Consider the following 23,571-nt stretch of genomic DNA (forward strand, 5'->3'; position numbering starts at 1 on the left):
GCGGTCACGGGGTCTCCTGTTGCTGGTGGCGTCGGTGATGGCGCGGGAACGGGCGCGCGCTAGATGCGCTGCCCGGCCACGGAGGAGCCGCGGCGGAGGTAGAAGAACGCGGTGACGGCCATCATCACGAGGTAGGCGCCGATGAAACCGTAGATCGCGCCGGTGTAGCTGCCGGTCGCGATCTTCGAGTTGCCGAGGACCTGGGGAATGATGAATCCGCCGTATGCGCCGATCGCGGAGATGAGGCCGAGGGCTGCTGCGGTCTTCCGCTGGGTGCTCACGTCGCCCGAGTTGGTGTGGGCGTCGCTGACGCCGCTGCGGGCGGCGAAGACGCTCGGGATCATCCGGTACGTCGACCCGTTGCCGACACCGGTCGCGACGAAGATGAGCAGGAAGCTCGCGAGGAACAGCCAGAAGTTGCCGAGGGAGAGCACCGCGATCACGAGCAGCGCGCCGAGGGCCATCACGCCGAAGGCCGCGATCGTGACGCGGGCTCCGCCGAAACGGTCGGCGAGCTTGCCGCCGGCCGGGCGGGCGAGGGAACCGACGAGGGCGCCGAGGAAGGCGAGGGAGATCGACGCGGCCATGATGTGGAAGGTCGAGTATGCCGGGAACTGGTCGGCGATGAGCTTCGGGAAGACGCTCGCGAAGCCGATGAAGGAGCCGAAGGTGCCGATGTAGAGCAGGGCGAGGATCCAGAGGTGCGGTTCGCGGAGCGCGGCGAGCGAACCGGCGAAGTCGGCCTTGGCGCTCGACAGGTTGTCCATGTGCTTCCAGGCGCCCCACATCGCGACGAGGATGAACGGCACCCAGAACCAGCCGGCGAGCGAGAGGTTGAGTGTTCCGGCGGCACCGATGGTGATCACGATCGGGACGACGAGCTGGGCGACGGCGGCACCGAGGTTGCCTCCCGCCGCGTTGAGTCCGAGGGCCCAGCCCTTCTGGCTCTGCGGGTAGAAGTAGGTGATGTTGGACATCGAGCTTGCGAAGTTGCCGCCGCCGAGGCCGGCGAGAGCAGCCACGAAGAGCATCACCGGGAACGGGGTGGCCGGGTTGCCGACGCAGATCCCGAGGGCGATCGACGGGATCAGGAGCAGGCCGGCGGAGATGATGGTCCAGTTGCGGCCGCCGAAGCGGGCCACCATGAACGTGTATGGGAAGCGGAGCGTCGCACCGACGAGGCTCGGCATCGAGATGAGCCAGAAGATCTGGCCGGTGTCGAAGGTGAAGCCGGCCTTGGGCAGCTGCACGACGACGATGCTCCAGAGCTGCCAGATCACGAAGCCGAGGAATTCGGCGAAGATCGACCACTTCAGGTTGCGGGAGGCGATGGCCTTGCCGCCGTCGTTCCACTGGGTGGTGTCTTCGGCGTTCCAGTTGTCGATCCATCGGCCGGGGCGGTGGACGAGGCTCGGGCCGGTGCGGAGACCGGTTGTGGGGGTATCGACTGCAGTCATGGTGTTCTCCTCGGGAGGGGTGTGCAGGGGACGGACAGGGGAAGATCGGGGAAAGAGTCAGGGGAAACGTCGGGGGAAACGTCAGGCGGCTTCGGAGAGGTGCACATGCACCTCGCCGTCCTCGACCCTGACCGGATAGGTGCGCAGCGAGTACTCGGCGGTGGTGAAGCATTCGCCGGTCTCGAGGTCGTAGACCTGCTTGTGCAGGGGCGAGGCGATGGTGAACCGGTCACCGCGCGAGCCGACGATGCCGCGGCTCATCACGAACGACCCGGTTGCGGGGTCACGGTTGTCGACGGCGTAGAGGCCGCCGTTCGGAAGCAGCAGGATGGCGAGCTGCTCATCGCCGACGAGGGCGGCTTCGCCCCAGAGCGGCTCGAGTTCGTCGAGGGAACAGACGCGGATCCAGGTGCCGGGGTGGTTCACGAGTGATCCCGCTTTCTGTGAGGTATGCCTGCCGGGTGGGCGATTCCCTCACGCTAAATCGGCCACGTTTCGCGGGTCCGCGCCGGACGCGTCGAATGCGTAAAGAAGTCCTCACCCTCCCCGGGCGGGCCGGTGAGGTCCCGGTCACACCTTGTTACATGGGCGCAACCGAGGGGAAACGCGGCCCTTTTAGGCTGGCAGCACCACCTACGGAAGGCTCCGCCATGGACAACGTCACGTTCGACGCCGCTCAGGCTCACTCAGGGCCGTCCGGCGCCCCCCGACGCGTCCTCGTCATCGGCGGCGGCCCCGCCGCACACCGGTTCACCGAGGCCATGCAGGCCAGGTCCACCCCGGGTCATGGCCGCGAACTCCTCGTCCTCGGCGATGAGGACCACCTGCCGTACGACCGGGTCGCCCTGTCCCGCCGCCTCGTCGACTCCGAGGACCTCACCCTCGGCGACCGGGCACTCTGGGAGACCCCCGGCGTCACCTACCGTGGCGGCAGCCGGGTAGACAGCGTCGACACCGCCGGCCGCACGGTCACCCTCGCCGATGGCGAGACCCTCTCCTACGACGAGCTCGTGTTCGCGACGGGATCGTCCGCCACCGTGCCGCCCATTCCCGGCGCCGAAGCCGGCCACGTCTATCGCACCATCGAGGACGTCGACTTCCTCGTCGCAGAGGTCGCCCATCTCCGCGAGCGGCTCGGCCGGCCCGCGAACGTCGTCGTCGTCGGCGGCGGCCTTCTCGGCCTCGAGGCCGCGGGCGGCCTGCAGCGCCTCGGCGGGCTCGCCACGATCGTGCACTCCGGCCGCTGGCTGATGAGCGCCCAGCTCGACGAGGGAGCAGGGCAGGCGCTCGGCCGGCTGATCGAGGCCCAGGGCATCACCCTCGCCCTCGGCAACCGGCCCACCGAGGTGCTCACCTCCCCGACCGGCCGCGTCCTCGGCGTCACACTCACCAACGGCACCCAGCTGCACGCCGACCTCGTCGTGTTCTCGATCGGCATCACGCCGCGCGACGAACTCGCCCGCGCGGCGGGACTCGAGCTCGGCCCGCGCGGCGGCATCGAGATCACGGATGCCTGCGGCACGTCGATCCCGCACATCTGGGCCATCGGGGAGGTCGCGAGCGTCAACGGCAGCTGCGTCGGCCTCGTCGCCCCGGCGAACGCGATGGCCGAGGTCGTCGCCGACCGGCTGCACGGCGGCGCCGCCGTCTTCCCCGGCATCGACGACGCCACCAAGCTCAAGCTCTCCGGGGTCGAGGTCGCGAGCTTCGGAGACGCCCTCGCCGCCGCGGAACACTCCCTCGAGGTCGTCTACGCCGACCCGGCCAGGGGCCTGTACCAGAAGATCGTCGTCACGGGAGACGCGAAGACCCTCCTCGGCGGCATCTTCGTCGGCGACGCCTCGCCATACACGGCGCTCCGGCCCCTGCTCGGCCGCGAGCTCGGCGCCGAACCGAGCGCCTACCTCTCCGCGGCCGGCGCCGAGCCGCCGGCGAACACCGACCTGCCGGACGACGTGCAGCTCTGTTCCTGCAACAACGTCTCGGTCGGCGCTGTGCGCTCCGCCATCCGCGGCGACGAGCACACCGAGGCCTGCACCGAACTCGGCCCGCTCAAGGCGTGCACCCGCGCGGGCACCCAGTGCGGCTCGTGCGTTCCCCTCGTCAAGAAGATCCTCGAGACGGAACTGACCCGGGCAGGCATCGCCGTCTCGCACGCCCTCTGCGAGCACATCGCGCTCAGCCGGAGCGAGCTCTTCGAATCCGTCCGCATCCTGCAGCTCACCCACTTCGACGAGATCATGGGCCGGTTCGGCAGCGGACTCGGCTGCGACATCTGCAAGCCCGTGATCGCCTCGATCCTCGCGACGCAGACCTCGGGGTACATCCTCGACGGCGGCCGCGGCGCACCTGCAGGACACCAACGACACATTCATGGCCAACATGCAGAAGAACGGCACGTACTCGGTCGTGCCCCGGATCGCCGGGCGGCGAGATCACGCCGGCCAAGCTCGATGGTCATCGCCGAGGTCGCCGCCGACTTCAACCTCTATACCAAGATCACCGGCGGCCAACGCATCGACCTGTTCGGCGCCCGCCTGGAACAGCTTCCCGACATCTGGAAGATCCTCGTCGAGGCCGGGTTCGAGTCCGGCCAGGCATACGGCAAGTCCCTCCGCACGGTCAAGAGCTGCGTCGGGTCGACCTGGTGCCGCTTCGGCGTGCAGGACTCCGTCGCGATGGCGATCAACCTCGAGCTGCGCTACCGGGGACTCCGCGCACCGCACAAGTTCAAGCTCGGCCGTCTCCGGCTGCGCCGCGCGACTGTGCGGAGGCGCGCGAGCAAGGACGTCGGCATCATCGGCGACCGACCAGGGCTGGAACCTCTATGTCGGCGGTAACGGCGGCTTCCAGCCCGCCCACGCGCAGCTCCTCGCCCAGGACCTCGACGACGAGACCCTGATCAAGTACATCGACCGGTACCTGATGTACTACATCCGCACCGGCGACCGGCTGCAACGCACCGCCCGCTGGCAGGAAGACCTCGAGGGCGGGCTCGACCACGTGCGCGACGTCGTCTGCAACGACTCCCTCGGTATCGCCGAGGAGCTCGAGGCCGCCATGCTCGCCCACGTCGGCCACTACGAAGACGAATGGGCCGCGACCCTCAAGGATCCGGAGCGCCTGCGCCGGTTCCGCTCCTTCGTCAACGCCCCCGGAACCGCGGACCCCGCGCTCATGCAGGTCATCGAACGCGACCAGCCCCGGCCGGCGCGGCCTGCGGAGCGCGAGGCCGTGCTGCTCTCCGGTCCGAGCATCCCGGTCCGGCCCCGTGACACCACTGCCGCCGACACCGGTACCGCCATCACCACCGAACGCGCCATCGAACTGCGACAGGGAGTGTGAACCATGGACATCAGCCTCGACCTGGCCGGCCGCCGGGTCCTCGTCTTCGGAGGTGCCCTCGCGGCCAGGCGGGTGCTCGCCCGGTTCCTGGCCGCAGAGGCGATCGTCTACCTCGCCTCTGTCACCGTCGACGGGCATCCGCCGGAACGGCCGCACCCGCAGGTGCGCCCCGTCGAATACCCGCATTTCCCGCACGGCTGGCGTGACCTCGTCTCGGCGGTCGACCTGGTCGTGCTCGTCGAGGTCTCCGAGTCCACCGAGCGCATCATCGTCGATGCCTGCGCCGCGCAGCGCGTCTGGCTCAGTCGCGAACCCGCGGCGTCCGTCGCCCCGCTCGGCCGGGTGACCCTCGTCGGCGGCGGCCCCGGCGACGACGGTCTCCTCACGATGGCCGGTGTCCAGGCGCTCCGCGACGCCGACATCGTCTTCTACGACAAGCTCAGCCCGCACGACCGGCTCGACGAGTGGTGCCCCGGTGCCGAGCACGTCGACGTCGGCAAGACGCCGGGCCACCACGCCACCCCACAGGCCGACATCGAGCGGATGCTCGTCGACAGCGCCCTCGCCGGCCTCACCGTCGTCCGCCTCAAGGGCGGCGACCCGTTCGTGTTCGGGCGCGGCGGCGAGGAGGTACTCGCGTGCCGCGAGGCCGGCGTGCCGGTCACCGTCATCTCCGGGGTCACGAGCGCGATCTCGGTGCCGGCCGCCGCGGGCATCCCGGTCACCCACCGGGAACTCAGCCGGGTCTTCACCGTGCTCTCCGGCCACGCGCCGCTCAGCGAGAACGAGCTCGCCCACCTCGCCGGACTCGGCGGCACGATCGTGGTCCTGATGGGCGTCGGGACCCTGCCGCACCTCACAGCGGGGCTCGCCCGCCACGGGATGCGGACAGACATGCCCGTCGCGATCATCGAGCAGGGCTTCTCTTCCCGCCAGCGCACCACGAAGGCCCGGCTCGACACGATCACCCCGCTCGCCGCGAAACTCGGCGCCCGCTCCCCCGCCGTCCTCGTGATCGGTGAGGTCGTACGATTGTCCCAGCACGACGACGCCGCCAGCGAGGAGCTGTTGCAGGCCATCGCGGGCAACGCCGAGCACGCACTGAACGCCGAGCACTGACCGGGGACATCCGCCCCGCTTCCCCCAGCCACCTGCCACCATCCAACGAGCCGGAGACACCGTCAACGACACGAGCGCCGAAGCAAGCCAGCCCGGGTTCCGCGCAGACCAGCTCGAGGGCTTCCGCATCGCCGTCACGAGCGATCGGCGCTCCGAGGACCTCATCGCCGCCTTCGAACGCCGCGGCGCCGAGGTCGTCCACGCGCCCGCCATCCGCATCGCGGCCGCGGCGGACGACGCCCGCATCACGAGCGACACCCTGACGATCATCGCCGCCCGGCCCGACATCCTCCTTGCGACGACCTCGTACGGCATCCGGCGCTGGTTCGAGGCGGCGGATGCCGCGGGTGTCGGCCACGAACTCACCGACACCCTCGCGCACTCCAGCATCCTCGTGCGCGGCCCGAAGGCGCGCGGCGCCGTGCGGGCGGCAGGCCTCGACGACGACGGGATGAGCGACGAGGAGACCACCAAGTCCCTCGTCGACTACGTGCTGCGGGACGGCGCCGCCGGGAAGACGATCGCGGTGCAGCTGCACGGCTTCACCGACCAGCCCCAGCTCGAGCGCCTCGTCGCCGCCGGCGCGACGGTGCTGACCGTCGCGCCCTACCGCTGGCTGCTCCCGGAGGACTCCGCACGGGTGCTGCGGCTCGTCGACCTGATCTGCGCGGGCGGCGTCGACGCGGTCACCTTCACAAGCGCCCCTGCCGTGATGGCCCTGTTCGGCGTCGCCGACTCGATCGGCCGTCTGGAGGAGCTGCAGGACGCGTTCAGTGAGACCGTCGTCGCCGCGGCCGTCGGCCCCGTCACCGCCGGCCCCCTGCTCGCCGCCGGGCTGGCACCGATCGTGCCGGAGCGGTTCCGGATGGGCGCGCTGATCAAGCTCGTCTGCGACCACCTCGAGCAGCAGCGGGTGCTGCGCCTCGACACCCGGTTCGGGCCCGTCGAGCTTCGCGGCCGGCTGTTCTCCCTCGCCGGCGCCCAAACCACTCTGCCGCCGAGCTCACTGACGCTGCTGCGCGTGCTGCTCGCCGCCGGCGGAACGGTCACCTCCCGGGCGAGCCTCACCGCGACGCTGCCCGAGATGCAGGACGACCACGCCGTCGACGTCGCGATCAGCCGGCTGCGCCAGGCGCTCCCCGAGCCGGGCCTCGTCGCGACGGTGATCAAGCGCGGCTACCGCATCGACGTCTGACCCGCCCTCCCTCGTTCCGAATTCCGGAGTTGAGCGCGTTCCGGGACAGAATCAGACCGGAATCGTGCCGAAAACGGCTCAACTCCTGAATTCGGAACACACCGGGGGTCAGGGGCTGGGCTGCATCCGGGCGGCGGCGACGGCCTCGAGCACGTCCTCCGAGCCGGCGTAGATACCGGAGGCACGCGGCCAGTGGCTGATCACGTCGGTGAAGCCGAGTTCTTCGGCCCGGCCGACGGCGTCGTCGAAGGCTCCCACGCTCTGCAGGGAGTAGCCGCCACCGCTGTCGAGGTTGAGGTACCGGTCGATCGAGCGAGGATCGCGGCCGACGGCATCCGCCGCGTCGTCGAGGCGCTCGGCGAGCGCGGCGACCTTCGTCCACCAGGCGTCACCGGTCGCGCCGTCGGGACCCGTCGTCACCAGCCGGTGCCGTGGGTCGCCGCGAGGCGAAGCCCCTTCGGCCCGTTCGCCGCGATCACGAACGGGAGCCGGGGCGCCTGGGTCGGCGCGCCGACCATGCGTGCGCCGACGGCGGTGTACCAGTCGCCGGTGAAGTCGATGCCGGCCGTGCTGCCCTCCGGTTCCCCGCGGAGCAGCAGGTCGAGCAGGGTGACGAATTCGGTGAACCGCGCGTGCCGCTCCGGCCCGGTGTATGCCCGCTGGCCGAGCACGGTGGCGTCGAAGCCGGTGCCGCCCGATCCGACGCCGAGCAGGAACCGCCCGCCGGACAGCTCATCGAGTGTCGCGAGTTCCTTGGCGAAGGGCACCGGATGCCGGAAGTTCGGGTTCGAGACGAAGGTCCCGAGCCGCAGGTCACGCGTCACGAGTGCGGCAGCGGTCAGCGTCGGGATCGTGGCGTGCCACGGTTCGTCGGCGAGGCTGCGCCAGGACAGGTGATCGTAGGTCCAGCCGTGGTCGAAGCCGAGACGTTCGGCGCCCCGCCACTTGCGGGAGGCTTCCGGCCAGGGGTCCTGGGGGAGGATGACGATTCCGTAGCGCATGGTCACAGTCTAGGAGCGTGTTCTGTTCGGCCCCCGGACCCGGTGTTCTCCACAGCCGGGGGCGCGGAACCCGTGCGTTTGTCTGCGCTCAGTGACACACTCGAGCCATGAGCAGCAGAGAGCATGGGATCCGATGCGCCATCGTTCCGCCGTACCTCCTGGTTCGGCTCGCGAGACTCGACGACCCGCGGTACGCGGCCGCCGCTGACGCGGCGAGGCACTCGCTCCTGCGGGACGCGCCGCTGCGCGAGCGACGGAGCACGACGCATCCGCCGACCGTGCACCCGGCCGCCCGCGGCGGGGCAGCCACTCCCGGTGAGCTCGACAGGGCCGTTTCGGATGCCGGCGGCCTCGAACGCCTGCCCGGTCGCCTGGTGCGGTCGAAGGTCCAGGCCCCCGTCGGTGATGTCGCGGTGAACGAGGCCTGGGACGGCCTCGGCCACACCCATGCCCTGTTCTGGACCGGGTTCGGGCACGACTCGATCGACGGCCATGGACTGCCCCTCGAGGCGAGTGTGCACTACGGCCGCAACTACGACAACGCCTTCTGGGACGGCGAGCGGATGGTCTTCGGCGACGGCGACGGCGAGGTGTTCAACCGGTTCACGGCGTCACTGACGGTGATCGGCCACGAGCTCACCCACGGGGTCACCCAGTTCAGCGCCAACCTCGCCTATGAGGGACAGTCGGGGGCCCTCAACGAATCCGTGTCCGACGTGTTCGGGTCGCTCGTCGAGCAGTTCGCCCTCGGGCAGTCCGTCGCAGAGGCGAGCTGGCTGATCGGTGCCGGCCTCTTCACCGACCAGGTCCAGGGCGCGGCGCTGCGCTCGCTCAAGGCGCCGGGAACGGCGTACAACGACGACGTGCTCGGTATGGACCCGCAACCGTCGGACATGAGCGGCTACGTCGATTCCGTGGACGACAACGGAGGCGTGCACCTGAACTCGGGTATCCCGAACCGGGCGTTCTACCTCGTGGCCGCCGAGCTGGGCGGAAACGCGTGGGAGGGCGCCGGCCGGATCTGGTACGACACGCTCACGAGCGGAACGCTGCGGCCCCGCGTCGACTTCTCCGGGTTCGCCCGCGCAACCGTGACGGCCGCGACCAGGCGATTCGGCCCCGGCTCCCGCGAGCACAGCGCTGTCGTGGCCGGCTGGAGTGGTGTCGGGCTCGGGAAGGGACTCGGCGGAGTAACATCGCGGGCATGAAGGTCATCGTTTCGCGAAGCGGTGGCATCGCCGGAGTGCGGGTCACCTGGGAGGTCCAGGTCGACGAGCAGGCCGACGCGGCGGCGTGGACCGATTTTCTCGCGTCCCTGCCCTGGGACGACGTCGTCGAGAGGGCGCCGGAACCGGACCGCTACGTGTACCGCATCCGGTGCGCCCCCCACGAAGTCGTGCTCGCGGAACCGGACCTCTCCGGCCCGTGGCGGCAGCTCGTCGACCGGGTGCGCACCACGCACGACCGCGACTGAGGCCCGGACGGCCCTGCACCGGCTGCGCGCGGGGGTCGCGTCGGCCCGGTTTCGAGGCGGTGCGGCCCGACCGGGACATTCGGGTCTGCCGTGAGTTCACGTCGACAGCGGAGGGTGGTGGCGGAGCACCCGGTTGCGTGGGAATATGAACCATGGAAACCAACGACCTGTATCCGGTGCATGTCCTCGACGATGAGGAATGCTGGGACCTCCTGATCTCCTCGAGCTTCGGTCGCCTCGCCCTCAGCATCGCGGGCGAACCGGACATCTACCCGGTCAACTTCGTCGCCGCCGACCGGCGTCTGGTCTTCCGCACCGCGGAGGGAACTAAGCTCCTCGAACTCACCGTCAACAACAAGGTCGCCTTCGAGACGGACGGAATCGGACGCGACGAGGCCTGGAGCGTCGTCGCGAGGGGCCACGCACGGGTGCTGGAACAGCAGACCGACATCGATGCCGCCGACCAGCTGCCGTTGCGCCCGCTCATCCCGACGCTCAAGTACATCTACGTGGAGATCATTCCCGAGACGGTGAGCGGCCGCCGATTCCAGCTCGGACCAGAACCCGAACGGTACTGATGAGCGGCCCGGCCGTCCCCGGCACCGTCCTGGTCACCGGGACCTCCTCGGGCATCGGGCTCCAGGCCGCGGTCGCGGCCGCCCGCGCAGGACACACCGTCGTCGCGACCATGCGCACCCTCGAGGGAGCCCGCGCCCTCCGCAGCGCGGGCGAAACGGCGGGCGTGAACCTCGACATCCGCCGCCTCGACGTGACGGAGCCCGCGTCGATCACCGAGGTCATCGCGCACATGCTCGACCGGTACGGCCGGATCGACGCCCTGGTGAACAACGCAGGGGCCGGCCACGTCGGCACCATCGAGAACGAGGGCCTCGACGTCGTGCGCGCGGTCATGGAGGTCAATTTCTTCGGTGTCGTGAGCGTCACCCGCGCGGCGCTGCCGCACCTTCGGCAGAGCCGCGGCCGGCTGATCACCGTCACGAGCGTCGGCGGCGTCGTCGGCCAGCCGTTCAGCGAGGCGTACTGTGCGGCGAAATTCGCGGTCGAGGGATTCATGGAGAGCCTCGCCCCCGTCGCGGCGACCGCCGGTGTCACGGTCACGGTCGTCGAACCCGGCGCGGTCGCATCGTCGTTCGTCGACAACGTCGGCCTCGACCCGCGCGCCAGTCCGCCGAACGATCCGTACGCATCCGCCCTAGCGGGGTACCTCGCCAGGGCCGCGCAGTCATTCAGTGCCGCGCAGTCTGCGGAGAGCGCCGGGGCCTTCGTCGCCGCGCTGCTCGACGGCGAGCGTCCGCCGTTCCGGGTGCAGACCTCCGACGCGGCGCGCGCGTTCGTCGGCGTCAAACTCGCCGATGCCGACGGCTCAGCAGTGCAGCGCATGACCACGGCCTGGCTCGATTAGCAGCAGGCTCGACGGGCAGCAGGCTCGACTAGCGGCTGAGGCGCAGGAGGCGGAGCACCGCCAGCCCGTAGGCATCCGCCGCGTCGGTCGCCTCGACGGCCTCGAGCACCCCGGCGAGCAGCGCGGTGACCCGATAGGCGTCGTCGCCGAGCCGCTCGAGGGAGTGGAATGCACCCCCGAGCATCTCCCGGAGCTGGTCCTCCCGGGGGAGCCAGAGGGCGTCCTCGAGGGCGAGCGAGTCGAGTGCCCACTCGGTCGTGCCGTTGAAGCCGAGGATGGTGCCGGTGTCGAATTCATGCGGTTCGATGGTCATCTCGCTGACCGTGAACACCTCGACGTCGAAGCCGGCCCTTTCGATCCGGAACGCGTCGCCTGAGGCGGGCCGCCAGGCCAGTCCGGCGGCTTCGAGGGCACGTGCGCAGTCGATTGAGATCATGGGACATTCTCGTCCGGACGATCGCAGACCACTAGCGTTGAAAGGAAGAGTTTTCAGGAGGCAGTCCGTGACCCGAACCGTGAACCTGACGGTGCACGTCAAGCCCGGCAGCCGCAAGGGCCCGCTCGTCGCCGTCGACGACCCGGACTCCCTCGGCACTCCCGCGGCGACGAGCGCGCCGACGGATGCCTCGCTCACGGTCTACCTGCAGCAGCGGGCCGTCGAGGGCGCCGCCAACGACGCCCTCGTCAAGCTGCTCGCGAAGCACTTCGCCGTCTCGAAGAGCGCCGTCACGATCGTGCGCGGACACACCTCGCGGGTTAAACACGTGCGCATCGACCACGAGTCGTGATCGATGCGCACGGGTTGCGGGTGAGTGCGCGGCCTAGCTGACGCCGCGCAGGTCGATCACGAAGATGAGGGTCTGGCCGGAGAGGCGGTGTCCTCCGCCGGCGGGCCCGTACGCCAGATGCGGCGGCACGACGAGCTTGCGACGCCCGCCGACCTTCATGCCGGGGATGCCCTGCTGCCAGCCCGCGATGAGCGAGCGCAGCGGGAAATTGATCGACTGGCCACGGCTCCACGAGGAGTCGAATTCGTCGCCGGTGTCGTATTCGACGCCGAGGTAGTGCACGTCGACGGTCGCGCCGGCGGTCGCCTCGGCGCCCTCGCCAACCACGATGTCGGTAATGGTGAGCTCCGTGGGCGCTGGGCCCTCCGGTGCGTCGAGTTCGGGCTTGGTGTTCAGATCAGTCATGCACCCATCCAATCGGATTTCCCGGCATCATGCACGCTGGAAATTACCCCTTGCGCGAACGGCACCGGAGGGCGCACGATATCAGCAGGAACTCGTCATCCGGGAGAGTCGTCGGCAGTGCCACGCCACCGGATGACGAGTTCACTCGTTAACCGGCCGCGGGTCGACCGGCCGCGGGCGGCATCAGCCCTCTGAGAGCGGATGCCGGGCCTCAGCCGATCACGACCGCCCGGTGCGCCTGGACGAGAGCGAGAAGCTCGGCCTCGTCGGCGCGGGCGACCCGGTCGGCGGTGCCGTTCAGCATCCGCTGCCTGGCGAAGGCGAGCCGGGTCGCGTCGGCGATGAACAGGCGCATCGCGAGGCGACGTTCCCGTGGCTGCCGGGCGGCCCAGGCGCGCGCCTGCCGCCGCCCGGGTCCTGTCGCGAGCATCGAGACTTCCCTGGACGTGAACCAGCCGGCCACCGCGTACTCGCCGAGCCTGGCGACGGTGATCTTTTCCTCCTGGCGCCGGAGCAGCACGACGGCGACGATGTACCCGATGAAGAGCGGGAGCTGCACGAGCAGGTAGTAGAAGAGAAGCGCGGAGTCGTTCGTGTGCAGGTAGGCGGCGCCGTTCCAGAGGCCGTGCAGGGCGACCGCGAGCGCGAATCCGGCGAGAACGATGAGGACCCGGCCGAGCGCACCGCCGGCCCTGCGCCGGCTCACGATGCCGAACGCGATCCCGGTGCACGCGGTGAACGTGACGTGGGCGAACGGCGAGAAGACCCCGCGGACGAGGAACGTGAAACCGAGCCCGTCTGCACCGCTCTCGAGCATGGCCACGCCGAAGTACTGGATGTTCTCGGAGAACGCGAAACCGGCCGCGATCGTCGCCGCATAGACGATGCCGTCGACGGGCCCGTCGAACGTGCGCCGGAGCACGAGGAACAGCACCAGGATCCCGACGCCCTTCGCGCCCTCCTCGACGAGGGGCGCCTGCAGCACGGCGGCGAACGCATCCGTGCCCGAGCCCGCGCCGCCCGCCTCCGAGCCGGCGCGGGAGCTCCCCGCCGCGGCGAGCGCGAGCTGCACGCCGAAGTCGAAGACGAGGGCCGTGACGACGGAGATGCCGGCTCCCCAGAGGAACGCGAACCAGAGCGCGGGTCGGGGTTCCGGCTCCCAGCGATCGATCCAGCGCACCACGAGCAGGATGCCGGTGAGGGGCACGAGGGCGAGCAGGAGGCAGAGCACGAGGGCGGACGGACCGAGGAACGTGGAGAGGTAGACGAGGACGAGCAGGAGCGCCAGGCTCCCGAAGACGAGCCCGATGATCGTCAGTGCGATCAGGCCGCCCGGGGTACGGCGCACGGGAGCGGTCCACACCGGGGCGACGGGCGTCACCGGCCCGCCGAGGAGTGGGGCGGCGGAACCGGGTGCGGGCTCAGGCGTCATGACCCACAGGATACCGGGCGGGGCGGTTGCGGTTCTGACCGCATTCGGGGGTCGCGGACAGACCACGCGGTCCCGCGCGGGGCTTGTGCCGGGTTCGTGGGAGGCCGTCGGGCGGGCGCGCGATGTCCGAATTCCGCTACCGACGTCGGGTCGGGAATGGCAGGCTGGAGGGGTGAACCCTTCCGACGCCACGAGACGCACGCCCGGCCGATCCGGAACGACCGGCCGCTCCGGCGTCGCAGAGCGCGGCGACGACCGCCTCGCCGACCCGGTCTTCGCCGAACGGTACCGAGCGATGAGCTCCCGCGACGCGCGGTTCGACGGCCAGTTCATCACGGGCGTGCACTCGACCGGGATCTACTGCCGGCCGAGCTGCCCGGCGGCGACCCCCCGGCCAGGCAACGTCTCCTTCTACCTGACGAGCGCAGCGGCGCACGAGGCCGGCTTGCGCGCCTGCAAGCGCTGCCTGCCCGACGCGGTGCCCGGCTCCCCTGACTGGAACACCAGGGACGACCTCGCGGCGCGCGCGATGCGCCTGATCGACGACGGCACCGTCGAACGCGACGGCGTACCCGGCCTCGCCCGCCGCCTCGGCTACACCCCGCGCCACCTCACCCGGGTACTCGTCGCCGAGCTCGGCGCCGGTCCTCTCGCCCTCGCCAGGGCGCACCGCGCCCAGACCGCGCGCCTGCTCCTGCTCGGCACCGCCCTCCCGATCAGCGAGGTCGCCTTCGCCGCGGGATTCGGCAGCGTTCGCCAGTTCAACGACACGATCGCCGCGGTCTACGAGCGCACCCCCGGGGAGCTGCGCCGCTCTGCCCGCGCGCCGCGTGCGGGCAACACCGCCGGCGCACCCCGGGCCGCAGCCCGGGCGGCGACCGCGGCCGAGGCGACCGCCACCGCGCACGGCCAGGCCCCGCGGTCCCCCGGTCCACTGGTTGCTGCGGCCGGGTCCGCGCCCGGGCACGGGCACGCGACCGGACCGACCGCATCCGGGCGGTCCCCGTTCCTCGTGACCGACCGGGCGGATGCCGCCGGCCGCGCCGCCGCGGACCCCGGCATCCCCGCAGGGCCGGGCACCGGCATCCGCCTGCTGCTGCCCGCGCGGGCTCCGTTCGACGGTGCCGGTGTGCTGGCGTTTCTCGGCGCCCGGGCCATCCCGGGGGTCGAGGTGGCCGGCCCAGGTACCTATGCGCGCACGCTGCGCCTGCCGCACGGGGCCGCGACGGTCGAGCTGAGCCTCGCCGGAACCGAGGACGCGCCCCAGCTGGCCTGCGCGGCGCGGCTCGACAGCCTCGACGACCTCGCCCCGCTCGTGAGCCGGGTGCGGCGGCTGCTCGACCTCGACGCCGACGCGCAGGCGATCGACCACGCGCTCTCCGTCGACCCGCTCCTGGCCGGGGCCGTGCGCGCGGTCCCTGGCATCCGCCTGCCCGGCAGCATGGATCCGGAGGAGACCCTGTTCCGGGCGTTGTTCGGGCAGCAGGTCTCCGTCGCGTCCGCCCGCACCGCGCTTGCGCGGCTGTGCGCGGAGCTCGGAGCGCCCCTGCCGCTTTCCGTGCCGGGGCAGGCGACTCTGCCGGGGCAGGCGCCCGCGCAGCCGTCCGCGCCCGCAACCGGCGACGAGCCTGCGCCGCGCCTGGACCGGCTGTTCCCGACGGCCGAACGCATCGCGGCCGACGGGCACAGCGTGCTGCGCGGACCGGCGAGGAGGATCGCTGCGATCCTCGGCGTCGCAGAAGCGCTCGCGACCGGAGAGCTCACCCTGTCGACGGCGGATTCCCGGGAGTCCCTGACCGCGACGTTGACCGCGCTGCCCGGGATCGGACCGTGGACCGCAGGCTATGTGGCCATGCGCGTGCTCGGGAGCCCGGACATCCTCCTGACGAGCGACCTGGCCCTCCGCCAGGGCGCAGCCCGGCTCGGCCTCCCCGGCGACCCGCGCGCCCTCGCGGCCCACGGCGCCGGCTGGGCGCCCTGGCGCAGCTACGCCGGAATGCACCTCTGGCGGGCCGCCGCGCTCCCCGGGCCGGCTGCGGCGTAGCTCTCCCGATTGACGGCTACTCTAGGCAGGTGAAGTTTGCGCACCTCAGAGTTGATGGCCAGTCCACGCCCCGCCTGGCAGCGGTGTTCGCGGAATCCGCGCTTTTCCTCGACGAGATCCTCGAGGACGCCCCGCGCGACCTGCAGGACCTGATCGAACGAGGCAGCGGCGAGTACGACCGGGTGCGCGCCCTCAGCGAGAACGCGGTCGCCCACGGAGCGACGCTCACTCCGCTCGAGGAGCTGCGCTACTCATCCGCGGTGCTGCGGCCGCCGCAGATCATCGCGATCGGCGCCAACTACGCCGCGCACTCCGACGAGCTCAAGCTGCGGACGGAGACCGGCGCGATCGTGTTCTCACTCTGGCCGAATTCCCTCACCGGCCACGAGTCGACGATCTCGTGGGCCCCGGAGGTCGCCACCCAGGTCGACTACGAGGCGGAGCTCGGCGTCATCATCGGGCGCCCGGCCCGCAACGTGTCGGTGCGTGACGCCCTCGACTATGTGTTCGGCTACACGGTCGTCAACGACATCACGGCCCGCAACCTGCAGTTCTCCGAGGCGCAGTGGTCGCGGTGCAAGTCCTTCGACGGCTTCACCCCGACCGGCCCGGTCGTGGTGACCCGCGACGAGATCGCCGATCCGCAGGACCTCACGCTGACCACCCACGTCGACGGGCGCATCCTGCAGGATGCCTCGACCGGCGACATGATGCGGTCGGTCGCAGAGCTCGTGTCCTACCTCTCGCAGACCTCGACGCTGCTGCCCGGCACGCTCATCTCCACGGGCAGCCCCGGCGGCGCGGGCTACAGCCGCACTCCCCCGGTCTTCCTGCACGACGGCTCGACCGTGACGATCACCGTGGACAAGATCGGCTTCCTGACCACGCACTGCCGCACCCTCTGACGCCCCCTCGGGCGGGCCGGGAGTAGCATGTGCGGCGAGTCCGTACCCGACCCGAATCGGCGCGGCGAGAGGGGGCACCGTGACCTGCGTCTCGGTCGTGATCCCCTGCTACAACGACGCGGTCTTCCTCGAGGCGGTCCTCGCCGCACTCGGGGACCAGACCCGGCAGGCCGACGAGATCATCGTCGTCGACAACGCCTCAACGGATGCCTCGGCGCGCGTCGCCCGCGCGGCCGGCGCCGTTCTCGTGGTCGAACCGGTGCAGGGGATCTGGCCGGCCGCCGCCGCCGGCTATGACGCGGCGTCCGGCGACCTGATCGCGCGGCTCGACGCCGACTCCGTGCCACCGCCGGACTGGATCGAGCGCGTCGAGCGGATCCTCACGCTCGAGCCCCTCGTCGACGTCGTCACGGGGCCGGGTGATTTCTACGACTGCCCGCGGCTCGTGGCCGCGCTCGGGCGGTTCGTGTACCTCGGCGGGTACTTCCGGCTGATCGGGCTGTGGCTCGCGCAGCCGCCGATCTTCGGATCGAACTTCGTGATGCGGCGCACGGTCTGGGCCGAGGTGCGCACTCTCGTGCACCGGGAGCGGAACGACGTGCACGACGACCTCGACCTGAGCCTGCACCTGCCGCCCTCGGTGTCCGTGCGGTTCGACGCCACGCTCAGGGTCGGGATCTCCGCCCGGCCCTTCGACACCTGGCGCGGCGTGGCCAGGCGACTGGACTGGGCGTGCCGCACCCTTGCCCTGCACTGGCCGGACGGGTCGCCCTGGCGGCTGCGGCTGGCCCGCCGGGCCTGGGCGCGCCGCATCCGAGCCTGAGCGCTGTGCATCTGCGCCGGGCGCGGGAGTTCCGCCGCTGCGCCTGTGGTGCGCCACTCGCGCACCGGCGGATGCCCCGCGCTCGATCCGAGGAGCCCGGTGGGATTCAGGAGCGGGCGTAGAGGGCGAGCAGGTCGCGGGCGAGCTGGTGCGGCGTCGTCTCGCAGGGACTGTGGCCGGTGCGATACACGCGGAGTTGGGCGCCGATCCGCCCGGCGAACGCCCGGTGCAGCTCGAGCGGCCAGAGGTCCCGCTCGCCGACGGCGACAAGCAACGGAACCCGGCTCCGCGCGAGGTCCGCCCGCAGGTCGGGAGCGTTCTTCATCAGCTCCATGATCTCGTCGACGCTCCGGCGGATCGTGTCCTCGAAACGCAGCCGCACGAGGTGGAGCCGGCCGGGTGGCGCATGGTTGCGGTTGGTGACGAGCCCCCAGACCATCAGGCTCGCGATCGTGTGCGCGGGCAGCAGCCAGCTGAGCGGCCCGATCCAGCGCACGCCGCGGAAGGCCTGGCCGGCCAGGGGCGGGGCGCCGAGGAGCACGAGGCTCGCGAACAGCTCCGGATGCGTGGCGAGCGCGATCTCCGCGACGATCCCGGCGAAGGAGTACCCGAGCACGTGTGCGGGCGTCGCCCCGGCGTCGAGGACGGCCACGAGGTCGGCGGTGAACAGTCGGTAGTCATATCCCTGCCCCGCTCCAGGCCCCGCGCCGGCCGACCCGTACTGCCCCGCGAGGTCGTAGCTCTCCACGAAGTAGCCGGCTCCGGCGAGGAGCGGGGCGAGCAGCACGAAGTCCTCCTTCGAACCGGTCGCACCCGGCACGAGCACCACCCGCGGATGCCCCGGCTCGCCCCAGGCGAGCGCCGCGAGGGAACCGCTCGGCGCCTCGAACCGGAAGGCCCTGGCCCCCGGCGGCAGGCCGGTCCAGTCCCGGTCAGGGAGCGACAGGTCGAGCGCCGCTGCCGGATCGTCGCGCGCATCGCTTTCGATGACGCCGGCCGGCCGGTGCACCCCGCGGCGTCTCTCCCGGATGGACACGCTGACACAGTAGCGCGACCCCGTCGTCCCCGAAGCCCGCGACCGGCATCCGTTTCAGAGCGCGGGCTGCGCTCAGAGGGCGAGGGCGAAGGGCAGGAACGGCAGGAACGCGAGCCCGAAGATGAGCCCGAGCACCAACAGCAGGAACACGCCGGCGAGCATCACGGCGTTGAGCACGATGCCCCAGAGGGCCATGGTGCGGGCGTACGGTTCACGGCCGAGGGCGAGCACGCCGGTCACGAGGCCGGCGATCGGGGCCACGAAGGTCCAGCCGGCGAGGATCGAGACGAGCCCGAGCACGAGGCTCGTCAGCGCGAGCGGGCTCGCTGGTCGTTCCGGCGCGGCCGGCGCGTACGCGTACGCCGGCGGGGCCGGGTACGCGGCGGGCGGTGTCGTCTGGTCGGGATGCAGGGTGGACATTCTGGACTCTCCTTGGAATACGGCCGCGGTTCACGGCTCTCTTCCAGAGTACGAAGCCGGCCTTTCGCCGACCATGGGGCTATCCCCGGATCAGCCCCGGACCGGTCGGGGGTCAGCCGCCGATCAGGGTTTCGATCGGGCCACGCACGAAGAAGACCAGGAAGCCGACCGCGACGATCCAGAGCAGCGGGCTGATCTCGCGCGCCTTGCCGGAGAACGAGCGCACGACGACCCAGCTGATGAAGCCGGCGCCGATCCCGTTGGCGATCGAGTAGGTCAGCGGCATCACGATGATCGTGAGGAACACCGGGAAGACGATCGAGAACTCGCTGAAGTCGATGAAGCGGATCTGCGAGACCATCATCGCGCCGACGATCACGAGCGCCGCGGCGGCGACCTCGAGGGGCACGATCTGCGTGAGCGGGGTGAAGAACATCGCGGCGAGGAACAACAGCCCGGTGATGATGTTCGCGAACCCGGTGCGGGCTCCCTCGCCGATCCCGGCACCCGATTCGACGAACACGGTGTTGGAGGAGCCCGACGTCGCGCCGCCGAGCACCGCGCCGACACCCTCGACGATCAGTGCCGACTTCAGCCGGGGAAGTTGCCCTTCTTGTCCGCGAGGCCTGCCTCGGTCGCGAGGCCGGTCATGGTGCCCATTGCGTCGAAGAAGTTCGTGAACACGAGGGTGAAGACGAGCATGAGCGCCGCGAGCACGCCGATGCGGTCGAAGGCGCCGAAGCTGACGTGGCCGAGCAGGCTCAGGTCAGGCAGGGAGACCGCGGTCGTCGGGAGCACGGGGGCGTTGAGGTTCCAGCCGTACGCGTTGGTGCCGAGCGACGGCCCGACCTTGAAGATCGCCTCGAGGATCACGGCGATGACCGTGGTCGCGACGATCCCGATCAGGATGGCGGCCTTGACCTTGCGCGCGACGAGCACGCCGATCAGGAGCAGGCCGATCACGAACACGGTGGTCGGCAGGGTCACGATCGACCCGTTGTCGCCGAGCTGCACGGGCGGGCTCGCGGTCCCGCTCGAGCGGACGAATCCGGAGTCGACGAGGCCGATGAACGCGATGAACAGGCCGATGCCGACGGTGATGGCGATCTTGAGCTGGTGCGGAACGGCGTTGAAGATCATTTCGCGGAGCCCGGTCGAGGCCAGGAGCACGATGATGAGTCCGTTGATGAGCACGAGCCCCATCGCCTCCGGCCAGGTGACCTGGCCGACGACGCTCACGGCGAGGTAGGAGTTGATGCCGAGGCCGGCGGCGAAGCCGAACGGCAGCCGGGCGATCACGCCGAAGAGGATCGTCATGACGCCCGCGGTGAGCGCGGTGACCGCGGCGACCTGGGCGTTCGGGAGCCAGCCGCCGACGACGTCGACCGAGGCCTGGTCTGCGCTGAAACCGCCGAGGATGAGGGGGTTGAGGATGACGATGTACGCCATGGTCACGAAGGTGACGAGGCCGCCGCGGACTTCACGGCCCCAGCTCGAGCCGCGGGTCGTGATCTCGAAGTAGCGGTCGATACGCCCCTTCACACTGGTGCGGAGTGGTGCGGGCGTGTCGGTCTGTGTAACAGGAATGGGGTTCTCCAGGCTGCCGTCGCGGCTGATTCTCAGCTTCCAGCTTACGCGCGTTGAGATGCGGTCCCGGGTATGCGCCACCGCCTCCCACCTCAGACGTGCGGGACGAAGGCTCCCCACGCCAGCCGCCGCTCGGCCAGCGGATCGGACTCGACCCGGTCGGCCGCGTCGATGATGAGGGTCAGCCGGCGCGTCTCGTCGTAGAGCGGCCACGCGGCATCCGGTTCGCCCGTTGTCGCGAAGCCGAGCCACCAGCCCTGCATGCGCGCCCCGATCGCCTTGAACTCACGGCGGCCGCCGATGATCGTCATGCCCCGGCCGAACCAGCCGTCCAGCCGGTCGAAGAGCGGGAACAGTTCGAGGCCGTGGGTCGCGTCGAGTCCCATCCTCCGCACGAGTCGCGGAGCGAAGTCGAAACGGTAGAAGTGCACGGGGGCGTAGCGGGAATGGCGCTCGCCGACCTTGAGGCTCGGGTACCAGAACGAGAAGTCGCCGCCGAAGTCGAGGGCGGGGCGCAGCGCCGGGATGCCGGGGTACTGGGCTTTCAGCGCCTTCCTCGCCTTCTTCTTGGTGTTGGCGAAGATCGCACGGATGCGCTTGGGCGTCGAAGCGAGGATATCGATCCGTCCACTGAAGAGGGAACCCTCGCGGGCGTTGGTGCCGATGATCAGCGGGATCCGGGCCGCGCGACCGTCCCGGAACGCGTCGAGCGGGCGTTCGGGCAGGAAGTCGCCGTCAATGACGGGCGACAGCGGAATCGTGCCGGGGTACTGGTCGGGCGCCCGAACGGTGAGCTCCATCGTCGCGGCGGCGAGCCGGGCCGGAGACGCGTCGAGCAGCAGCGCACGGGATTGGCCGAGTGCGTCCGGGCGCGCGTCCGCCAGCGCGTCCTGGCCGGCGTGCTCCGGTACGCGTGCGATGCCGTCCGCTGTCGCGCGTGCCGCGAGGATGCTCACGAAGTCGCGCGCCCACTCCGCCGTGAGCGCCGGCGGATACACCGCGTTCGGCGGTGCGCTCTGCGCGATCGCGCGCTGGAAGAGCCCGTGGGCGCTCGGGACGGTCATCAGGGTCGTCACGGCATTGCCCCCTGCCGACTCGCCGAAGAGCGTCACGGCATCGGGGTCGCCGCCGAAGAAGCGGATGTTGTCCCGCACCCAGGCGAGGGCGGCGGCCTGGTCCCGCAGCCCGAGATTGCTCTCGAACGGGCGTTCCGGCGTCGAGTAGCTGCTGAAGTCGAGGTAGCCGAGAGCGCCGAGCCGGTAGTTCAGGCTCACGTAGAGGATGCCGCCGCGCCGGACGAGGCCTTCGCCCTGGGTGGGCACCTCGCGGGAGGACCCGACGCTGTACGCGCCGCCGTGGATGAACACCATCACCGGGCGGAGTGCGCCCGGGTCGACGGGCGCGTCAGGGGCGATCACGTTGAGATTGAGGCAGTCCTCGTCCTGCGGGATGTCCGGGCGCGCCCCGTTGAACTGTCCCTTGTGGCTCTGCGGGGAGACGGGTCCCCAGTCGGTCGCGTCGCGCACGCCCGGCCAGGCCGCCGGCGGCTGCGGGGCCCGGAACCGCAGCGGTCCGACGGGCGCAGCGGCATAGGGGATGCCCCGCCAGGCGCGTACGCCCCGCACCCGGATCCCGCGCACCAGGCCGGTCCCGATCCGCACCGTCAGTGCCGCGTCAAGCGAGTCGTCGTGGGCAGGCTGAACGGTTCGGGTCACTGTCCGATCCTAATTCTTCACTACGATCGGAATACGTCCCACTACGAAACGAGCGACAATGGCACTGCCCTGGACCCTGCACGGCGACGGAAAAACGGTCGGGGTCGGGGACGTGGTCGGGCCGGGTGAGCGCCTGAACTGGCCGCTCACGATCGGGATCGGCGCCCAGCACGTCGTCGCGATGTTCGGTGCGACCTTCCTCGTTCCGCTGCTCACCGGCTTCCCGCCGAGCACCACCCTCTTCTTCTCCGGCGTCGGAACGCTGCTCTTCCTGATCATCACGAAGAACAAGCTGCCGAGCTACCTCGGCAGCTCGTTCGCCTTCATCGCCCCGATCACCGCGGCCGTCACGACGGCGGGCATGGGCAGCGCCCTGTTCGGCATCCTCGCCGTCGGCGCGCTGCTCGCGATCATCGGCGTCGTCGTGCAGGTCACCGGCACCGGCTGGATCGACGCGCTGATGCCGCCCGTCGTGTCCGGCGCGATCGTCGCCCTGATCGGCTTCAACCTCGCCCCGGTCGCGAAGGCCAACTTCGCCCTCGCACCCCTGACCGCCGTGATCACCCTGGCCGCGGTCATCCTCTCGACCGTGCTGTTCCGCGGCATCCTCGGTCGCCTCTCGATCGTGATCGGTGTCGCGGTCGGCTACCTCGCCGCCGTCCTCTCCGGCCAGGTCGATTTCTCGAAGGTCAACGACGCCGCCTGGATCGGGCTGCCGCCGTTCACGCTGCCGACGAACCCCTTCGAGAACGCCGCCGTGCTCGGGGTGCTTCCCGCGTTCCTGCCGGTCGTGCTCGTGCTCGTCGCCGAGAACGTCGGCCACATCCGCGGCGTCGCCCAGATGACGGATGCGAAGGTGAACCGGTTCACCGGGCGCGCCCTGATGGCCGACGGGCTCGCGACGATGCTCGCCGGGTTCAGCGGCGGATCGGGCACGACGACCTACGGCGAGAACATCGGCGTGATGGCCGCGACCCGGATCTACTCGACCGCCGCGTACTGGGTCGCCGGGCTCGTCGCCGTGCTGCTCGGCCTCTCCCCCAAGATCGGCGCGGTCATCAACACCATCCCCGCCGGGGTGCTCGGCGGCGTCACGACCGCCCTCTACGGCCTGATCGGCATCATCGGCGTCAAGATCTGGCTCGACAACAAGGTCGACTTCAGCCGCCCGGTCAACCAGTTCACGGCCGCGACCGCGCTCATCATCGGCATCGCCGACTACACCTTCACCGCCGGTTCGCTGAGCTTCAACGGCATCGCGCTCGGCACGGTCGCCGCGATCGTGATCTACCACACCATGACCGTGATCGGCCGGCTCCGCCGCACCGACCGCTGACCCGCTGACCCGCGACACCGTCGTTCGACGCAACGTCGGAGTTTTTCGCGACACGCCGCATCCCCG

General features: G+C 70.7%; 23 protein-coding genes and 1 pseudogene. 13 read left to right on the plus strand and 11 right to left on the minus strand.

The genetic code is table 11. The features are described 5' to 3' along the window. Positions 1–59: 59 nt before the first annotated feature. The gene (locus RGU41_RS10250; protein WP_134449584.1) at positions 60–1,457 is read right to left on the minus strand and encodes an MFS transporter; all 1,398 of its coding nucleotides are present in this window, start codon (positions 1,455–1,457) and stop codon (positions 60–62) included. Positions 1,458–1,538: 81 nt separating this feature from the next. Further along, the gene (gene nirD, locus RGU41_RS10255) at positions 1,539–1,883 is read right to left on the minus strand and encodes a nitrite reductase small subunit NirD (RefSeq protein ID WP_134449583.1); all 345 of its coding nucleotides are present in this window, start codon (positions 1,881–1,883) and stop codon (positions 1,539–1,541) included. Between the two features lie 224 nt (positions 1,884–2,107). Between nirD and nirB the strand changes: the two genes are divergently transcribed. From nirB to RGU41_RS10275, 4 genes are all read left to right on the plus strand, one after another. Then, on the plus strand, positions 2,108–4,297 hold the full coding sequence (gene nirB, locus RGU41_RS10260; protein ID WP_322136164.1) for a nitrite reductase large subunit NirB: 2,190 nt from the start codon (positions 2,108–2,110) through the stop codon (positions 4,295–4,297). A gap of 85 nt (positions 4,298–4,382) precedes the next feature. After that, entirely contained in the window at positions 4,383–4,802 is a 420-nt protein-coding gene (locus RGU41_RS10265) for a hypothetical protein (protein ID WP_322136165.1), read from the plus strand. A 3-nt stretch (positions 4,803–4,805) separates the two neighbouring features. After that, a complete protein-coding gene (gene cobA, locus RGU41_RS10270) occupies positions 4,806–5,921 on the plus strand; it encodes a uroporphyrinogen-III C-methyltransferase (RefSeq protein ID WP_134558838.1) in 1,116 nt (371 codons plus the stop codon). 163 nt (positions 5,922–6,084) lie between these two features. Further along, the gene (locus RGU41_RS10275) at positions 6,085–7,116 is read left to right on the plus strand and encodes a uroporphyrinogen-III synthase (protein WP_241984937.1); all 1,032 of its coding nucleotides are present in this window, start codon (positions 6,085–6,087) and stop codon (positions 7,114–7,116) included. Positions 7,117–7,224: 108 nt separating this feature from the next. Here RGU41_RS10275 and RGU41_RS10280 read toward each other — a convergent pair whose 3' ends face one another. Together RGU41_RS10280 and RGU41_RS10285 are read right to left on the minus strand one after the other, a co-directional pair. Continuing rightward, complete coding sequence (locus tag RGU41_RS10280; RefSeq protein WP_322136166.1) at positions 7,225–7,536, minus strand: hypothetical protein; 312 nt, start codon at positions 7,534–7,536, stop codon at positions 7,225–7,227. Further along, complete coding sequence (locus tag RGU41_RS10285; protein ID WP_322136167.1) at positions 7,533–8,117, minus strand: LLM class flavin-dependent oxidoreductase; 585 nt, start codon at positions 8,115–8,117, stop codon at positions 7,533–7,535. Before RGU41_RS10285 ends, RGU41_RS10280 begins: the two co-directional genes overlap by 4 nt. A gap of 107 nt (positions 8,118–8,224) precedes the next feature. Here RGU41_RS10285 and RGU41_RS10290 point away from each other — a divergent pair, with 107 nt between their 5' ends. The 4 genes from RGU41_RS10290 to RGU41_RS10305 all read left to right on the plus strand — a co-directional run bounded on the left by RGU41_RS10290 (position 8,225) and on the right by RGU41_RS10305 (position 11,014). Continuing rightward, a complete protein-coding gene (locus RGU41_RS10290; protein WP_134561035.1) occupies positions 8,225–9,325 on the plus strand; it encodes a M4 family metallopeptidase in 1,101 nt (366 codons plus the stop codon). Continuing rightward, positions 9,322–9,591 (plus strand): protealysin inhibitor emfourin, encoded by a 270-nt coding sequence (locus RGU41_RS10295; RefSeq protein ID WP_134449577.1) that lies wholly within the window; start codon positions 9,322–9,324, stop codon positions 9,589–9,591. The genes RGU41_RS10290 and RGU41_RS10295 overlap by 4 nt, the downstream gene beginning before the upstream one ends. A 152-nt stretch (positions 9,592–9,743) precedes the next feature. Next, positions 9,744–10,169, plus strand: coding sequence for a pyridoxamine 5'-phosphate oxidase family protein (locus RGU41_RS10300; protein ID WP_134449576.1), 426 nt, complete (start codon positions 9,744–9,746; stop codon positions 10,167–10,169). Next, positions 10,169–11,014: an SDR family oxidoreductase gene (locus RGU41_RS10305; protein WP_134558836.1), complete on the plus strand. Its 846-nt coding sequence runs from the start codon at positions 10,169–10,171 to the stop codon at positions 11,012–11,014. Before RGU41_RS10300 ends, RGU41_RS10305 begins: the two co-directional genes overlap by 1 nt. A gap of 28 nt (positions 11,015–11,042) precedes the next feature. Here RGU41_RS10305 and RGU41_RS10310 read toward each other — a convergent pair whose 3' ends face one another. Then, positions 11,043–11,450, minus strand: a complete 408-nt coding sequence (locus RGU41_RS10310) for a hypothetical protein (protein WP_134449574.1) — start codon at positions 11,448–11,450, stop codon at positions 11,043–11,045. Positions 11,451–11,517: 67 nt separating this feature from the next. Here RGU41_RS10310 and RGU41_RS10315 point away from each other — a divergent pair, with 67 nt between their 5' ends. Beyond that, entirely contained in the window at positions 11,518–11,802 is a 285-nt protein-coding gene (locus RGU41_RS10315; protein ID WP_241975325.1) for a DUF167 domain-containing protein, read from the plus strand. 33 nt (positions 11,803–11,835) lie between these two features. Here the strand turns inward: RGU41_RS10315 and RGU41_RS10320 are convergent, their stop codons facing one another. Then, entirely contained in the window at positions 11,836–12,207 is a 372-nt protein-coding gene (locus RGU41_RS10320; protein ID WP_166788266.1) for an FKBP-type peptidyl-prolyl cis-trans isomerase, read from the minus strand. 211 nt (positions 12,208–12,418) lie between these two features. Beyond that, the gene (locus tag RGU41_RS10325) at positions 12,419–13,639 is read right to left on the minus strand and encodes a PrsW family intramembrane metalloprotease (RefSeq protein WP_322136168.1); all 1,221 of its coding nucleotides are present in this window, start codon (positions 13,637–13,639) and stop codon (positions 12,419–12,421) included. 172 nt (positions 13,640–13,811) lie between these two features. On the opposite strand from RGU41_RS10325, the gene RGU41_RS10330 reads away from it, so the two are divergent. The 3 genes from RGU41_RS10330 to RGU41_RS10340 all read left to right on the plus strand — a co-directional run bounded on the left by RGU41_RS10330 (position 13,812) and on the right by RGU41_RS10340 (position 17,411). Continuing rightward, the gene (locus tag RGU41_RS10330) at positions 13,812–15,683 is read left to right on the plus strand and encodes an AlkA N-terminal domain-containing protein (RefSeq protein ID WP_322136169.1); all 1,872 of its coding nucleotides are present in this window, start codon (positions 13,812–13,814) and stop codon (positions 15,681–15,683) included. Positions 15,684–15,712: 29 nt separating this feature from the next. After that, positions 15,713–16,588, plus strand: a complete 876-nt coding sequence (locus tag RGU41_RS10335) for a fumarylacetoacetate hydrolase family protein (protein ID WP_134449571.1) — start codon at positions 15,713–15,715, stop codon at positions 16,586–16,588. A 79-nt stretch (positions 16,589–16,667) separates the two neighbouring features. Continuing rightward, entirely contained in the window at positions 16,668–17,411 is a 744-nt protein-coding gene (locus RGU41_RS10340) for a glycosyltransferase family A protein (RefSeq protein WP_322136170.1), read from the plus strand. Positions 17,412–17,517: 106 nt separating this feature from the next. On the opposite strand, the gene RGU41_RS10345 is transcribed toward RGU41_RS10340, so the two are convergent. The 4 genes and pseudogenes from RGU41_RS10345 to RGU41_RS10360 all read right to left on the minus strand — a co-directional run bounded on the left by RGU41_RS10345 (position 17,518) and on the right by RGU41_RS10360 (position 22,169). After that, positions 17,518–18,447: an alpha/beta hydrolase gene (locus tag RGU41_RS10345; protein WP_322136171.1), complete on the minus strand. Its 930-nt coding sequence runs from the start codon at positions 18,445–18,447 to the stop codon at positions 17,518–17,520. 72 nt (positions 18,448–18,519) lie between these two features. Next, positions 18,520–18,867 (minus strand): hypothetical protein, encoded by a 348-nt coding sequence (locus RGU41_RS10350; protein ID WP_241975350.1) that lies wholly within the window; start codon positions 18,865–18,867, stop codon positions 18,520–18,522. Positions 18,868–18,979: 112 nt separating this feature from the next. Continuing rightward, a pseudogene (locus RGU41_RS10355) lies at positions 18,980–20,454 on the minus strand (NCS2 family permease). Positions 20,455–20,546: 92 nt separating this feature from the next. Then, entirely contained in the window at positions 20,547–22,169 is a 1,623-nt protein-coding gene (locus RGU41_RS10360; protein WP_134449568.1) for a carboxylesterase/lipase family protein, read from the minus strand. A 58-nt stretch (positions 22,170–22,227) separates the two neighbouring features. Between RGU41_RS10360 and RGU41_RS10365 the strand changes: the two genes are divergently transcribed. After that, complete coding sequence (locus RGU41_RS10365) at positions 22,228–23,505, plus strand: uracil-xanthine permease family protein (RefSeq protein ID WP_134449567.1); 1,278 nt, start codon at positions 22,228–22,230, stop codon at positions 23,503–23,505. Positions 23,506–23,571: the final 66 nt, after the last annotated feature.

Origin of the sequence: Cryobacterium sp. 10C3, assembly GCF_034314285.1 — a bacterium.
GTDB classification, from domain to species: domain Bacteria; phylum Actinomycetota; class Actinomycetes; order Actinomycetales; family Microbacteriaceae; genus Cryobacterium; species Cryobacterium glucosi.

What these genes read in the sequence shown, in the direction of transcription:
- RGU41_RS10250 (WP_134449584.1), bottom strand. Translation starts at nt 1,457, where the DNA reads ATGACTGCAGTCGATACCCCCACAACCGGTCTCCGCACCGGCCCGAGC.
- RGU41_RS10305 (WP_134558836.1), top strand. Translation starts at nt 10,169, where the DNA reads ATGAGCGGCCCGGCCGTCCCCGGCACCGTCCTGGTCACCGGGACCTCC.
- RGU41_RS10325 (WP_322136168.1), bottom strand. Translation starts at nt 13,639, where the DNA reads ATGACGCCTGAGCCCGCACCCGGTTCCGCCGCCCCACTCCTCGGCGGG.
- RGU41_RS10290 (WP_134561035.1), top strand. Translation starts at nt 8,225, where the DNA reads ATGAGCAGCAGAGAGCATGGGATCCGATGCGCCATCGTTCCGCCGTAC.
- RGU41_RS10320 (WP_166788266.1), bottom strand. Translation starts at nt 12,207, where the DNA reads ATGACTGATCTGAACACCAAGCCCGAACTCGACGCACCGGAGGGCCCA.
- RGU41_RS10265 (WP_322136165.1), top strand. Translation starts at nt 4,383, where the DNA reads ATGTACTACATCCGCACCGGCGACCGGCTGCAACGCACCGCCCGCTGG.
- RGU41_RS10365 (WP_134449567.1), top strand. Translation starts at nt 22,228, where the DNA reads ATGGCACTGCCCTGGACCCTGCACGGCGACGGAAAAACGGTCGGGGTC.
- RGU41_RS10310 (WP_134449574.1), bottom strand. Translation starts at nt 11,450, where the DNA reads ATGATCTCAATCGACTGCGCACGTGCCCTCGAAGCCGCCGGACTGGCC.
- cobA (WP_134558838.1), top strand. Translation starts at nt 4,806, where the DNA reads ATGGACATCAGCCTCGACCTGGCCGGCCGCCGGGTCCTCGTCTTCGGA.
- RGU41_RS10350 (WP_241975350.1), bottom strand. Translation starts at nt 18,867, where the DNA reads ATGTCCACCCTGCATCCCGACCAGACGACACCGCCCGCCGCGTACCCG.
- nirB (WP_322136164.1), top strand. Translation starts at nt 2,108, where the DNA reads ATGGACAACGTCACGTTCGACGCCGCTCAGGCTCACTCAGGGCCGTCC.
- RGU41_RS10285 (WP_322136167.1), bottom strand. Translation starts at nt 8,117, where the DNA reads ATGCGCTACGGAATCGTCATCCTCCCCCAGGACCCCTGGCCGGAAGCC.
- RGU41_RS10295 (WP_134449577.1), top strand. Translation starts at nt 9,322, where the DNA reads ATGAAGGTCATCGTTTCGCGAAGCGGTGGCATCGCCGGAGTGCGGGTC.
- RGU41_RS10300 (WP_134449576.1), top strand. Translation starts at nt 9,744, where the DNA reads ATGGAAACCAACGACCTGTATCCGGTGCATGTCCTCGACGATGAGGAA.